The organism is Streptomyces malaysiensis subsp. malaysiensis, from assembly GCF_040653035.1.
Taxonomy (GTDB): domain Bacteria; phylum Actinomycetota; class Actinomycetes; order Streptomycetales; family Streptomycetaceae; genus Streptomyces; species Streptomyces malaysiensis.
In genome coordinates, this window is the sequence record NZ_JBEZNG010000009.1 from 1 (window position 1) to 11,913 (window position 11,913).

General features: G+C 70.2%; 12 protein-coding genes and 1 rRNA gene. 9 read left to right on the plus strand and 4 right to left on the minus strand.

The genetic code is table 11. The features are described from left to right. Positions 1-159 precede the first annotated feature (159 nt). The 9 genes from rrf to AB0E24_RS19675 all read left to right on the plus strand — a co-directional run bounded on the left by rrf (position 160) and on the right by AB0E24_RS19675 (position 7,224). Positions 160-276 (plus strand): 5S ribosomal RNA (rrf, locus tag AB0E24_RS19635). A 76-nt stretch (positions 277-352) separates the two neighbouring features. Continuing rightward, positions 353-1,009 carry an HAD family hydrolase gene (locus AB0E24_RS19640; protein WP_069865468.1) on the plus strand — a complete coding sequence of 219 codons (657 nt, stop codon included), beginning with the start codon at positions 353-355 and terminating at the stop codon, positions 1,007-1,009. Between the two features lie 24 nt (positions 1,010-1,033). After that, positions 1,034-2,254, plus strand: a complete 1,221-nt coding sequence (locus AB0E24_RS19645) for an MFS transporter (RefSeq protein ID WP_099014504.1) — start codon at positions 1,034-1,036, stop codon at positions 2,252-2,254. Then, complete coding sequence (locus tag AB0E24_RS19650; RefSeq protein WP_100806578.1) at positions 2,223-3,395, plus strand: acetoin utilization protein AcuC; 1,173 nt, start codon at positions 2,223-2,225, stop codon at positions 3,393-3,395. Before AB0E24_RS19645 ends, AB0E24_RS19650 begins: the two co-directional genes overlap by 32 nt. Positions 3,396-3,531: 136 nt before the next feature. Then, positions 3,532-4,347 carry a phosphatase gene (locus tag AB0E24_RS19655; RefSeq protein ID WP_359378531.1) on the plus strand — a complete coding sequence of 272 codons (816 nt, stop codon included), beginning with the start codon at positions 3,532-3,534 and terminating at the stop codon, positions 4,345-4,347. A gap of 129 nt (positions 4,348-4,476) precedes the next feature. Beyond that, positions 4,477-4,686, plus strand: coding sequence for a helix-turn-helix domain-containing protein (locus AB0E24_RS19660; RefSeq protein ID WP_014053989.1), 210 nt, complete (start codon positions 4,477-4,479; stop codon positions 4,684-4,686). Between the two features lie 129 nt (positions 4,687-4,815). Continuing rightward, positions 4,816-4,914: a 30S ribosomal protein bS22 gene (locus AB0E24_RS19665; protein WP_003948845.1), complete on the plus strand. Its 99-nt coding sequence runs from the start codon at positions 4,816-4,818 to the stop codon at positions 4,912-4,914. A 211-nt stretch (positions 4,915-5,125) separates the two neighbouring features. Beyond that, positions 5,126-6,169: an NAD-dependent epimerase/dehydratase family protein gene (locus AB0E24_RS19670; RefSeq protein WP_069865461.1), complete on the plus strand. Its 1,044-nt coding sequence runs from the start codon at positions 5,126-5,128 to the stop codon at positions 6,167-6,169. A 14-nt stretch (positions 6,170-6,183) separates the two neighbouring features. Then, positions 6,184-7,224: a lysophospholipid acyltransferase family protein gene (locus AB0E24_RS19675; RefSeq protein WP_069865459.1), complete on the plus strand. Its 1,041-nt coding sequence runs from the start codon at positions 6,184-6,186 to the stop codon at positions 7,222-7,224. A 239-nt stretch (positions 7,225-7,463) separates the two neighbouring features. Here AB0E24_RS19675 and AB0E24_RS19680 read toward each other — a convergent pair whose 3' ends face one another. The 4 genes from AB0E24_RS19680 to AB0E24_RS19695 all read right to left on the minus strand — a co-directional run bounded on the left by AB0E24_RS19680 (position 7,464) and on the right by AB0E24_RS19695 (position 11,578). Next, positions 7,464-8,696, minus strand: a complete 1,233-nt coding sequence (locus tag AB0E24_RS19680) for a DUF5667 domain-containing protein (RefSeq protein WP_359378536.1) — start codon at positions 8,694-8,696, stop codon at positions 7,464-7,466. 217 nt (positions 8,697-8,913) lie between these two features. Further along, positions 8,914-9,720: an ECF subfamily RNA polymerase sigma factor, BldN family gene (locus tag AB0E24_RS19685; RefSeq protein WP_069865456.1), complete on the minus strand. Its 807-nt coding sequence runs from the start codon at positions 9,718-9,720 to the stop codon at positions 8,914-8,916. A 548-nt stretch (positions 9,721-10,268) separates the two neighbouring features. Continuing rightward, positions 10,269-11,192 carry an HAD family hydrolase gene (locus tag AB0E24_RS19690; RefSeq protein ID WP_069865453.1) on the minus strand — a complete coding sequence of 308 codons (924 nt, stop codon included), beginning with the start codon at positions 11,190-11,192 and terminating at the stop codon, positions 10,269-10,271. A gap of 107 nt (positions 11,193-11,299) precedes the next feature. Beyond that, entirely contained in the window at positions 11,300-11,578 is a 279-nt protein-coding gene (locus AB0E24_RS19695) for a glutaredoxin family protein (RefSeq protein WP_069865670.1), read from the minus strand. Positions 11,579-11,913: the final 335 nt, after the last annotated feature.

Here is an 11,913-nt window from a genome sequence, read left to right on the forward strand (position 1 = left end):
GGTTGATAGGCCAGATATGGAAGCCGGGTGACCGGTGGAGTTGACTGGTACTAATAGGCCGAGGGCTTGTCCTCAGTTGCTCGCGTCCACTGTGTTGGTTCTGAAACAACGAACTGTCCGATCCCCTTTGTGTTGGGTCCGGTTTGTGTTTCGTAGTGTTTCGGTGGTCATTGCGTTAGGGAAACGCCCGGTTACATTCCGAACCCGGAAGCTAAGCCTTTCAGCGCCGATGGTACTGCAGGGGGGACCCTGTGGGAGAGTAGGACGCCGCCGAACAAATTTTAGGAAAAGCCCGGTTGAGAGCTTCGGCTCCCAACCGGGCTTTTCTCATTGCGCTTTGTAGGCTGGCCGTATGAGCTATGACCTGGTCATCTTCGACAATGATGGAGTGCTCGTCGACAGCGAGCCCATCTCCAATCGACTTCTCGCCGCCTATCTCACGGAGTTGGGGCATCCCACCAGCTACGAGGACTCCATACGCGACTACATGGGCTCCGCCCTGCACCGCGTCCACGATCTGGTCCTCGAGCGCTCCGGCAGACGGCTTCCGCCGGACTTCGACGCCACCTTCCACGCCCGGGTCTTCGACGCCTTCCGCCGCGACCTGCGGCCGGTGGCCGGTGTGGCCGAGGTTCTGGAGAAGCTGCGGGCCGATGGGATCCCGTACTGCGTCGCCTCCTCCGGAAGCCATGCGCGCATCCGCGTCGCCCTCCGTACGACCGGGTTGTACGACCTCTTCGGCGAGGACCACATCTTCAGCTCCGAGGACGTGGGCCGGGGCAAGCCCGCTCCGGATCTGTTTCTGCACGCGGCCGAGCGGATGGGCGTGGCGCCCGCGCGCTGTGCCGTCGTCGAGGACAGCCCGCTCGGGGTCCAGGCCGCCGTGGCCGCCGGGATGGATGTGTACGGCTACACGGCCATGACACCCGCCGCCAAGCTCTCCGCGGCCCGAGCCCGCTTTGTCGACATGGCCGAACTGCGAGCACTGCTCACCTCTACCCACAAGTAGTCCGGGGCCGTACGCTCCACGGCCATGACGGATTCGCCTCCGAGCCGCCGGCTCCGGCATGGCCGGGCCTCGTTGGCCATCAGCTTCTTCGTCCAGGGCGCGGTCTTCGCTCTGCTGGTGACGCGGATACCCGCGTTGCAGGACCGGTACGGGGTCTCCGACGGGCTGCTGCCCGTCTTCCTGGCCGCCGTGCCGATCCTCGCCGGTGTGGGCAGCGTCGGCACCGAACATCTCGTCAAACGGATGCGTCCGGGGCTGGTCCTCCGCGTCGTCCAGCCGGTCGTCTCCCTCGCCCTGCTGGCCGCCGGATCGGGTACGGCGGTGTGGCAGCTCGCCTCGGCGCTCGCGGTGTTCGGGCTGACGGTCGGGGCGCTCGACGCGTCGATGAACATGCTCGGGGTGAGCCTCCAGCGCGCGTACGGGCGCAGCATCATGCTCGGCTTCCACGCCGCGTACAGCCTGGGCGGGATCGCCGGGGCCTCGCTCGCCTGGGCGGGCGCGCACTGGGACCTGTCACTGACCACGCTCTACGCACCGCTCGTGGCCACCCTGGTGCCCGCCGCGCTGATCGCGAGCCGCTGGTACCTCGACGACCGGAGCATCCCGCGGACCGGACCGTCCCCGGCGGCGGAGGCGGGTGGCGCCGCGGTGAGCATGCGGGTGCTGCTGCCGCTCTGTCTCGTCATGGCGTTCGCCTATATCGGGGATTCCACGGTCTCCAACTGGAGCGCCAAGTATCTGGAGGACGTGTTGCACAGCTCGGAGCAGCTGGCCACGGTCCCGTACAACGTCTATATGGTCACCACGCTCCTCGGCCGCTCCTTCGGGGACCTCGGGGTGCGGCGCTTCGGCGCGGCCGCCGTGGTGCGGGCCGGGGCGCTGCTCGCGGGCGGCGGGTTCGCGGTGGTCGCGGCGGCGCCCGGGGCATGGGCGGGGATGGCCGGGTTCACGCTGCTGGGGCTGGGGTTGTGCGTGCTGGTGCCGCAGACCTTCGCGGCCGCGGGGCGGCTCTTCCCCGGGGCGTCCGATGCCGCCGTCGCCCGCCTCAACATCTTCAACTACGTGGGCTTCCTCATCGGCTCACCGCTCGTCGGCGCGCTGGGCGGGCTGTGGAACTACCGTGCGGCGATGCTGGTGCCGATGGTGCTCGTGCTGGTGACGATCCGGTACGCGAGGTCGTTCAGCCCGGTACCAGCCGGATACGGTGACGGGCATGAGCGGCCGCGCACAGTTGATGTGGGATGAGGAAGTAACCGGATACGACTTCGGCGCCGGGCATCCGATGGACCCGGTGCGGCTGGCGCTGACCATGCGGTTGGTGCAGGCGTACGGGCTGGATCGAGCGGTCAGGGTGGTCGCCGCCAAGCCGGCCGGGGAGTCGACGCTGCGCCTGGTCCACGGGCAGGAGTACATCGAGGCGGTACGGCGCGCCTCGGCGGCCCCGGAAGCGGCGGACGGTTCGTACGGCCTGGGCACGATCGACGATCCGGCCTTCGCGGGGATGCACGAGGCGTCCGCGCTGATCGCCGGGCAGTCGGTCGGCGCGGCGGAGGACGTATGGCGCGGAGAGGCGCTGCACGCGGTGAACTTCTCGGGCGGGCTGCACCATGCGATGCCCAGGGCCGCTTCGGGGTTCTGCGTCTACAACGACGCGGCGCTCGCGGTCGCCCGGCTGCTGGAGCTGGGGGCGGAGCGGGTCGCCTACGTGGATGTGGACGTCCACCACGGGGACGGCGTGCAGGCCGCCTTCTGGGACGATCCGCGGGTGCTGACGATCTCGCTGCACGAGCACCCCCGGACCCTGTTCCCGCAGACCGGCTGGCCGGAGGAGGCGGGCGGGGAGGGCGCCGAGGGCTCGGCGGTCAATGTGGCGCTCCCGGCCGGGACCTCGGACGCGGGCTGGCTGCGGGCCTTTCACGCGGTGGTGCCGGAGCTGCTTGCGGCGTTCCGCCCGCAGGTGCTGGTGAGCCAGCATGGCGCGGACACCCATGTGGAGGACCCGCTGGCCCACTTGGCGGTGACCGTCGACGCGCAGCGGGCGGTCGCGGAGAGCTGCCACCGGCTGGCGCATGAGCATGCGGACGGGCGCTGGGTCGCGCTCGGGGGCGGTGGCTACGCGGTGGTGGACGTGGTGCCGCGGTCCTGGACGCATCTGGTCGCGATCGCGGCGGGGCGGCCGGTGGAGGCCACCACGCCGGTGCCGGAGGAGTGGCGGCAGGAGGTGTACCGGCGGACCCGGATGGACGCGCCGCGGCGGATGACGGACGGGCGGGAGCCGAACTGGCAGGAGTTCGCCGAGTCCGGGTACGACCCCGCGGACCGGCTGGACCAGGCGATCCTGGCGACGCGCCGGGCGGTCTTCCCGCACCACGGGCTGCTTCCGTGAATCGCCCCGCGGAAAGCCGCTCGGCGCCTTTCGGGAACGCCCGCACGAGGGGCTGATCCAGCGGGCGTTACGCCAACCGTGGGGTCTGCCGGCGTATCCGGGCGGCCGGCGGGGTGTGTCCGCCAGCATCGATGGCGTGTTGAGTACCGCCGCGCTGCGCGCGCATCTGCTGGCGGCGCGGCTCGCCGGACCGGTGGCGACGAGCCGGGAGGAGAGCCTGCGCCGCTATCGGCTTTTCGCCGCCCGGGACCCCCGGGTGCTGCTCGGTCTGGAGCCCGAATACGACTGGTCCTTTATGGAATTGCTCTGCCTGATGGGCGACAAATGCGGGGTTTCGATCGACCCGGCCAATGTTTCGGGGCCGGATGTGATCGATCCGGAGCTGACGATCGCCGCGCTGCATGCCTTCGCGGACCGGCTGCGCGCCGCCGCCAGGACCCGGCTCCCCGTGCTCCTGGGCACCGGCCACCCCCACCGTCTCCTCGGTTTCTACGCCGCGTTGGCGTCGGCGCTCTCGGCGGCCGGCTGCCGTGTCCTCACTCCCGCGGAGGGTAGATGTATCGACATAACGACGCGGTTCGGCGTACGCACCCACCAGCTCGCCTACGTACGAGGTGTCGCGATGGTGCGGGCGCCCGGCGCCCGCCCGACGGCGAGTGAGCCGGGCGCCCACAGCCATTCGCCGCTCCCGGTTCGGGTCGCCCTCGGCTGTGCCGCGGAGTCCGGCGGCCCGCTGCCGGGACTGGTCATCGGGGACCATGGATGGGTCTGCGGAGCAGGTCAGCTGGGCTTTGAGGCCATCGGGCTGGGGGACACGGACGACCCCGCGCTGTTCGTCGGGGAGGCCGAGGGACGGGTGTCCGTCGCCGTTCCGCTTGATGACGGTGTGCGGTCTGGTTACTACCGGCCGATTACTCGCTATGTACTCAATCGAGCGTGTCTGTCACAGTAGGCGTCCGATCGCTACTCCTCTTCCCCACTTGCATCACCCGCCCCTAACCTGGGGAGGAGCGCGCATGCGACAAGGAGTCACCGGAGGGGAAGCCGGTGCCCGACATGTGCGGAAGGTTCAGGTGTTGTCATGGCTGCTGGCGAACGGCCTCTGAACGAGGTTCAGTTTCTGACCGTGGCGGAAGTCGCCTCGGTGATGCGAGTGTCCAAGATGACCGTGTACCGCTTGGTGCACAGCGGTCATCTGCCGGCGATCCGGGTGGGCAGGTCTTTCCGGGTCCCAGAGCAAGCGGTTCATGAATACCTCCGCGAATCGTATGTGGGGGTGGAGTCCGCCTAGGCCCATTCCGGGGCCCGGGGAGGACCCTCGGATTACGTGGTTCGCTCGGCGGCGGGTAGGCTGGCCCGATGTAGGTCGTGTGGGCTCGGACGCCCCGCACCGAGTGAATCGAAGTGAGCGAGGGTAGTCGTGGGCTCTGTTATCAAGAAGCGGCGCAAGCGGATGGCCAAGAAGAAGCACCGCAAGCTGCTCAAGCGCACGCGCGTCCAGCGTCGCAACAAGAAGTAAGCAAGCGACGCTGTGTTCGTCCCGCAGCCCTTCCACCGCAGGTGGGAGGGCTGCGGCGCGTGCATGACACCGGTCTTCGCCACGGCCGTCCCGTTGGCCCCGGCTTAAAACGTCGCACCGCGCGGCGAGTGGTCATCACAGTGCAACATCGAGCGGTTACGGTGTTCGGCACAGCCCAGCTCGGACGAGGGTGGGAAGGAAGGCGCTGATCTTGGGAAAGGTCGTGCTCGTCACCGGAGTCGCTCGTCGGCTGGGAGGCCGTTTCGTCCGGCGCATACAGCGCGAACCCGATGTCGAGCGGGTGATCGGCGTGGACGCCGTGCCCCCCGAACACCACCTCGGCGGCGCCGACTTCGTCCGGGCCGATATCCGTCATCCCACGATCGGGAAACTGCTCGCCGAATACGGTGTCCACACCGTCGTCCACATGGATATCAACGGCACTCCGCTGGGGGCGCGCGGCAATCGCACCTCGGTCAAGGAGACCAATGTCATCGGCACCATGCAGCTGCTCGGCGCCTGCCAGAAGGCCCCGTCGGTGCAGCGGCTGGTGGTGAAGTCCAGCACCAATGTGTATGGCTCCGCGCCCCGTGACCCCGCCGTCTTCAGCGAGACCACCCCGCCCAAATCCCTGCCGAGCGGCGGCTTCGCCAAGGACACCGTCGAGGTCGAGGGATATGTGCGCGGTTTCGCCCGGCGCCGCCCCGATGTCGCGGTCTGCGTGCTGCGCTTCGCCAACATCCTGGGGCCGTGCGCTGACTCCCCCCTCGCCGAGTACTTCGCGCTGCCGGTGCTGCCCACCGTGATCGGCTACGACCCCCGGCTCCAGTTCGTCCATGAGAAGGACGCCATCGAGGTGCTGCGGATCGCGGCCTCCGAGCCGCGCCGCTCCACGCTCAACAGCGGCACGTTCAACATCGCCGGAGACGGGGTGCTGCTGCTCTCCCAGGCCGCCCGGCGGCTCGGCCGCCCCACCCTGCCGCTGCTGCTGCCCACTCTGCGCTGGGCCCGCACCGCGCTGCGGTCCCTCGGCATCACCGACTTCTCGCCCGAGCAGATCCGGCTGCTCACCCACGGCCGGGTCGTGGCCACCAACCAGATGCGCGAGACCCTGGGATTCGAACCCGAGCACACCACCGCCGGCGCCCTCGCGGACTATGCGCACAGCCGCGGTCCCGGGCTGCTCCCGCCCGAGACCCTCGCCCGTACCATCGACCGGCTCGCCGCGGTGCTGCCCGTCGGCGCCCAGACGTGAGGAGCGCAACCACCATGGCGGATGCCAAGGTCATTCCGTTCGGTGAGGAACCACGGTCCCGGAGGAAGGTCCCTCGGCTGGGCCGTGGCGGCCGCTCCCAGGGCTCGCTCAAGCCCGTACCGCAGCAGCGCGACGAGGAGCCCGAGGACCCCCAGACGGCGGCCGCGGCCGTGCCGCCCCTGCCGCCCGACTCGCCCAAGCCCGCCCCGGGCAGCGGCGACTGGGAGCGCAAACTGGCCCACGGGCTGAGCTTTCTGCGCCGCCGGATCACCGGGGACTACGAGGTCGACGACTTCGGCTACGACCACGATCTGACCGAGCAGGTCCTGATGTCCCTGCTTCGGCCGCTGTCCGACAAGTACTTCCGGGTCGAGGTGAAGGGGATCGAGAACATCCCCGACAGCGGCGGTGCGCTCGTCGTCGCCAACCACTCCGGGGTGCTGCCGCTGGACGGGCTGATGCTCCAGGTCGCGGTGCACGACCACCACCCGGCCCAGCGCCATCTGCGGCTGCTCGCCGCCGACCTGGTCTTCGTACTGCCGGTCATCAACGAACTGGCCCGCAAGGCGGGCCACACCCTCGCCTGCGCCGAGGACGCCCAGCTGCTGCTGGAGCGCGGCGAGGTGGTCGGGGTGATGCCGGAGGGCTTCAAGGGGATCGGCAAGCCGTTCTCGGAGCGGTACAAGCTCCAGCGCTTCGGGCGGGGCGGCTTCGTCTCGACGGCGCTGCGCGCGGGGGCGCCGATCGTGCCGTGCTCGATCGTGGGCGCGGAGGAGATCTACCCGATGGTGGGGAACTCGAAGACCCTGGCCCGGCTGCTCGGCCTGCCGTACTTCCCGATCACGCCGACCTTCCCGCTGCTGGGGGCGCTCGGCGCGGTGCCGCTGCCGACGAAGTGGACCATCCAGTTCGGCGAGCCCATCCCCACGGACGGGTATCCGCCGGAGGCGGCGGACGATCCGATGCTGATGTTCAACCTGACCGACCAGGTACGGGAAACGATCCAGCACACGCTCTATAAGCTGCTGGTGCAGCGGCGGTCGGTGTTCTTCTGAGGGTTGCCCGGCCGGGGGCGACGAGGGCGGCGCGGCTGCGGCCACCCGGCCCGACGGACGGAGTCCGGCGCAGCTCGGCCGAAGCTGGGGAGGCCCTCCAGGGCCGAGCCACGCGAGGGCGGCCGGAAGAGGGGCCAAGCTGCTGGTGCAGCGGCGGTCGGTGTTCTTCTGAGGCAGGTTTTCTGACGGTGGTCCGGTGGTGGGTGGTGTGCCCTGCACACCACCCACCACCGGTTTTTTCACCTTGTGTCGTCGCCGTCGATGCTCAGGCCCGGCAGCAGATTCGGCAGCAGCGGGGGGATCGTGATGTCCGGCTGGGGCGGCTTGCTGCCCTGGTCGCCCCTGCCCGTGGACGGGGTGGGGCTCGCGCCGCCGAGCGGCGGGTCCAGCAGATCGCCCGCCCCGCCCACCAGGCCGCCGCTCTGGTCGTGGGCGGTGGCCGAGGTGGACGACGGGCGCGGGTGGCTCGAGGTCTCGCCGGTGTGGCTGCCGCTCGGGGTGGCCGGGGCGGATGCCGCGCGGTCGCTCGCGTCCACCCCACCGGCGTGCTGCGGCGCGCTGCCGGTCTGGTGGCCGGACTGGCCCTGCTGCTCCCTCTTCGTGGGCAGCAATGCCCGCAGCGGGCCGACCTCTTCGTCTATGGCGTCGAAGACCGAGCTCACCTCGTCGCCGACGTCCATCAGTTGGATCGGCAGCCGCTCGCGCAGCTGGCTCCAGCCGTCGCGGTGGGCCTGGGAGAAGGTGGACAGCCGCTGGATCGGGCCGAGCGAGCCGTCGCGCTCGTAGACCTGGTGCAGCAGCCGGTGGCCTTCGGAGGCGTCGTGGTGCATACCGGCGAGGACCCGGCGGATCTCCCGCAGCGACTCATGGTCCAGATCGCCGCTGCGGGTCCGCTCCATCAGGCGGCGCGCCTCGCTCATCCGCGTGGACGCCTGGTCCAGATAGATCCGGCCCCGGTCGGCGTCGCCGTTCGCCATCTCCAGCTTGAGGTCTTCCATACCGCGCTTGAACCCGTAGAGGGTGTCGCCCGGCAGCGCGTTCGAGCTGGCCGCGGCGACGCCGCCGAACGCTCCCGCCGCGACACCGACCGTGAGCCCCCCGGCCGCGAGCCCCTTGGACCAGCGGGAACGGGGGCGGAGTCTTGCCACCGGGGGTTTGGCCCGGTGGGCGCCGCTGGGGCGGCGGCGCTGCTCCGGCACGCGCGGCGCGCCCTCGGCGAAGGCCGCCTCCATGGCGGCGAGCAGCTGGGCCCGCTGGGTGGCGCGGACCTCAGGGTCCAATGTCGGTGCCGGCAGCTCGCCCAGCCCGCTCGCCAGGGCCAGCAGCCGTCTCCGCTCGGCGCTCTCCGCCGATGAGGAATCTGGCTGTTGCTGCGGCGTCTCGTCCCGGGCGGCCTGGCTGTTGCTCTCCAGGGCCTCCAGGGCCTTGGCGAAGGCGTTCGCCCGCCGGTGTGCCGATACGTTCGCGATCACAGGCGGCACCTCCTCTCGTCGTGACGGTCGACTCCCCAGGACACCCGAGGGTTCCGTGCCATGCGCGCGTCCACCCGATCGAGTGAGTGGACCACGGGCAGGGTACGACCACGAGGCGCCTGCATCCCCCACAACGAGCGGCGCAGCACCCGGGTTACGCCCTCCTCACGGGCCCTGCCGCCGGGCGCACGGGCCGTGGCCGGGGCGCTACGGGCGGTCAGCGGGCGTCGTCCGGAAGGAGCCGGGCCAGAGTGCGGACGGCCCGGTACTGAAGGGTTTTGATCGCGCCCTCGTTCTTCCCCATGACCCGGGCGGTCTCGGCGACCGAGAGGCCCTGGAGGAAGCGGAGCGTCACACACTCCTGTTGCTGCGGGTTGAGTTTTCGCACCGCTTGGAGCAGGGCCGCGTTGGACAGCGATTCGAGGACGGAGTCCTCGGGGCTGCGCTCGACCTCGTTGGCGTCCAGCATCTCGCCGGTGGTGACCTCCAGCCGGAAGCGGCTGGACTTGAAGTGGTCGGCGACGAGGTTGCGGGCGATGGTCACCAGCCAGGCTCCGAAGTCGCGGCCCTGCCAGGTGAACGTGCCGATGCGGCGCAGGGCCCGCAGGAACGTCTCGCTGGTGAGGTCCTCGGCCGTGGCCCGGCCGCCCACGCGGTAGTAGATGTAGCGGTAGACCGTGTCGGCGTACTGGTCGTAGAGCCTGCCGAACGCCTCGGCCTCCCCGGCCTGGGCGCGCTCGACGAGGTCCATCATGCGGCGGCTGTCGCTGTCGGCGCTTGGGCGCCGGGCGGTTGAGGTGGAGCCGCGGGAGCGTCTGCCGACCGCGGCGCCGCCGTCCGCCAGGGCGTAGCACGGACCGGCCTGGCCGGGGCGGTCGACCGTGCCGACGGCTGGGCTGACGGGCTGGGGGGTGGCGAGGGCGGGGACGGCATACGCGGTGGGGACGAAGCCGCGCAGACAGTCGAGGACCGTTGCGCGCAGCGTAGCCAGGCCCGAGGCGTCAACCCCGACGTGTGGGTACACGGGACTCCCAGAGGCAGAGCTTCCATCACGTGCAGTACGGGACCGTCACCCGCCGTAGGGACGCGTGGGTACCGATTTGCGTCTAAGGAGAATAACGCTTCGTACAGGCGGCACTACACTCAGTTGCTCAAATCATCGTTTCCGTTCGTTCTGTTATGGATTGACGACGGGTCAAGTATCGAACGTGTACCGCTAATTGACCGGAACCGTACGTGGGTTGTGCGATTGCGTGGCGTGTTGTGACAAAGCGGCGGTAAGGGGACTGGCGGGGGCGCTGTGGGGTAGGAAGCGCGGAATGACCGAAACAGGGCGGGCGCGTTCGCTTGGTGACGCTGTGTATCGATGGGCACGTCGTCACGGAGCGCGATCACCGGTCAGCTTTGACCGTCCTCGGTCACGGTCGTACGCAGGCGGTCAGCACCGCCCGAAAGGAGCACACCGGAAGGCGCTCAACAGGAGGTCGGAGGGGGTCGGAGGAGGGCCGGAAGCGGGCCAGGGGAGGCCGGCGGTGGACCGGGGAGCGGTGCGGGCGTGCGGGCGCCGGGCGGTCAGCGGCGCCGGCGGTGCAGCGCCACGGCGGCCGCCGTACCGCCCGCCACCGCGCCCACCCCGGCCGCCGCCGGGATGCCGATCTTGGCCGCTTTGCGGCCGGTGCGGTAGTCGCGCAGCCGCCAGCCGTGCTCACGGGCGTGTTTGCGCAGGCCGCTGTCCGGATTCACCGCGTACGGATGACCCACGATCGACAGCATCGGGATGTCGTTGGAGGAGTCGCTGTAGGCCGCGCAGCGGGAGAGGTCCAGCCCCTCGGCCGTCGCCAGCGCCCGTACGGCCTCGGCCTTGGCCGGGCCGTGCAGCGGCTCGCCGACCAGCCGGCCGGTGTAGATGCCGCCCACCGACTCGGCCACCGTGCCCAGCGCCCCGGTCAGGCCGAGCCGCCGGGCGATGATCGTCGCGGTCTCGACCGGCGCGGCGGTCACCAGCCAGACCCGCTGCCCGGCGTCCAGATGGGCCTGGGCCAGGGCGCGGGTGCCGGGCCAGATGCGGTCGGCCATGTACTCGTCGTAGATCTCCTCGCCGATCGACATCAGCTCGGAGACCCGGTGGCCCTTGACGATGGACAGGGCGCTGCTGCGCACGTCCTCCATATGCGCCGGGTCCTCGACCCCGGCCATCCGGAACCAGGTCTGCTGCCATGCGAAGCGGGCGAGTTCGCGCTTGCGGAAGAAGTGCCGCTTGTAGAGGCCGCGGCCGAAGTGGAAGAGCGCGGCGCCCTGCATGACCGTGTTGTCCAGGTCGAAGAAGGCGGCGGCCAGCTCGTCCCCGACGACGGGGAACTCCGGCTCGGCGGGGGGCTGCGGTGCGGGGGTCTCGGCCGATGACTTGCGCGCGGCCTCGGCCGATGCCTCTCCGGCGAGGACACTCCGCTCGGTGGCGGGTCGTCGGCGTCGGGTGAACCATCCCAGTGCGGCCATGCAGCGAGCATAGCCAGCGCTCCGGCGGCATCCCGTTACGCCCGGGTGTCGGGCCGATTCAGGTTGCGCGAAAGGGAGGCCGCGCGAGGCCGCGCGGGGGACCGGAATCAGCCGCCGAGCGCGGCACGCAGCCGCTTGGGGTCGACCCGCCAGAAGTCGTGCTGCTCGCCGTCGATGAGCACCACCGGGATCTGCTCCCAGTAGACGCGGTGGAGCTCCTCGTCCTGGGTGATGTCCTTCTTCTCCCAGGGGGTGCCCAGTTCCCCGCAGATCTCCTTGATCACGGCCTCGGCGTCCTCGCACAGGTGGCAGTCGGGCTTGCCGATCAGCGTGACCGTGCGCTCGGTGGGCTTCTTCCGCGGGGTGCGGCGCAGCAGCGGACTCATGTCCTTAAGCATGCCCCCTCGCGCGGGCGGGCCGCTCCCGACGAGTTCGGAAGTGGGCTCTCGGTCGATTACGATCGTGGGCGTTTTGTTGCTGTCCGGGGGTAAAAAGGTGAGGAGTGAGCGCCTGTGCTCCGGTCGGCGGTCCAGGGGTACGAGCGTGCCCGCCGGGAACGGTGCGACGCAGGTAGTGGTTCCGCGGCTGGCCCGAAAACGCGCGTGACACCGGTCACTTTGCAAGGACAAAGCGGACACCATCTTTGTGCACGCGTTCACAAAGACATAGCCTGCTGTCGATGGGGCGGTCATGAAACACCCGGCCGCCCGCAGCCTCGCTC

What these genes read in the sequence shown, in the direction of transcription:
- AB0E24_RS19660 (WP_014053989.1), top strand. Translation starts at nt 4,477, where the DNA reads ATGGCTGCTGGCGAACGGCCTCTGAACGAGGTTCAGTTTCTGACCGTG.
- AB0E24_RS19675 (WP_069865459.1), top strand. Translation starts at nt 6,184, where the DNA reads ATGGCGGATGCCAAGGTCATTCCGTTCGGTGAGGAACCACGGTCCCGG.
- AB0E24_RS19690 (WP_069865453.1), bottom strand. Translation starts at nt 11,192, where the DNA reads ATGGCCGCACTGGGATGGTTCACCCGACGCCGACGACCCGCCACCGAG.
- AB0E24_RS19645 (WP_099014504.1), top strand. Translation starts at nt 1,034, where the DNA reads ATGACGGATTCGCCTCCGAGCCGCCGGCTCCGGCATGGCCGGGCCTCG.
- AB0E24_RS19650 (WP_100806578.1), top strand. Translation starts at nt 2,223, where the DNA reads ATGAGCGGCCGCGCACAGTTGATGTGGGATGAGGAAGTAACCGGATAC.
- AB0E24_RS19695 (WP_069865670.1), bottom strand. Translation starts at nt 11,578, where the DNA reads ATGAGTCCGCTGCTGCGCCGCACCCCGCGGAAGAAGCCCACCGAGCGC.
- AB0E24_RS19640 (WP_069865468.1), top strand. Translation starts at nt 353, where the DNA reads ATGAGCTATGACCTGGTCATCTTCGACAATGATGGAGTGCTCGTCGAC.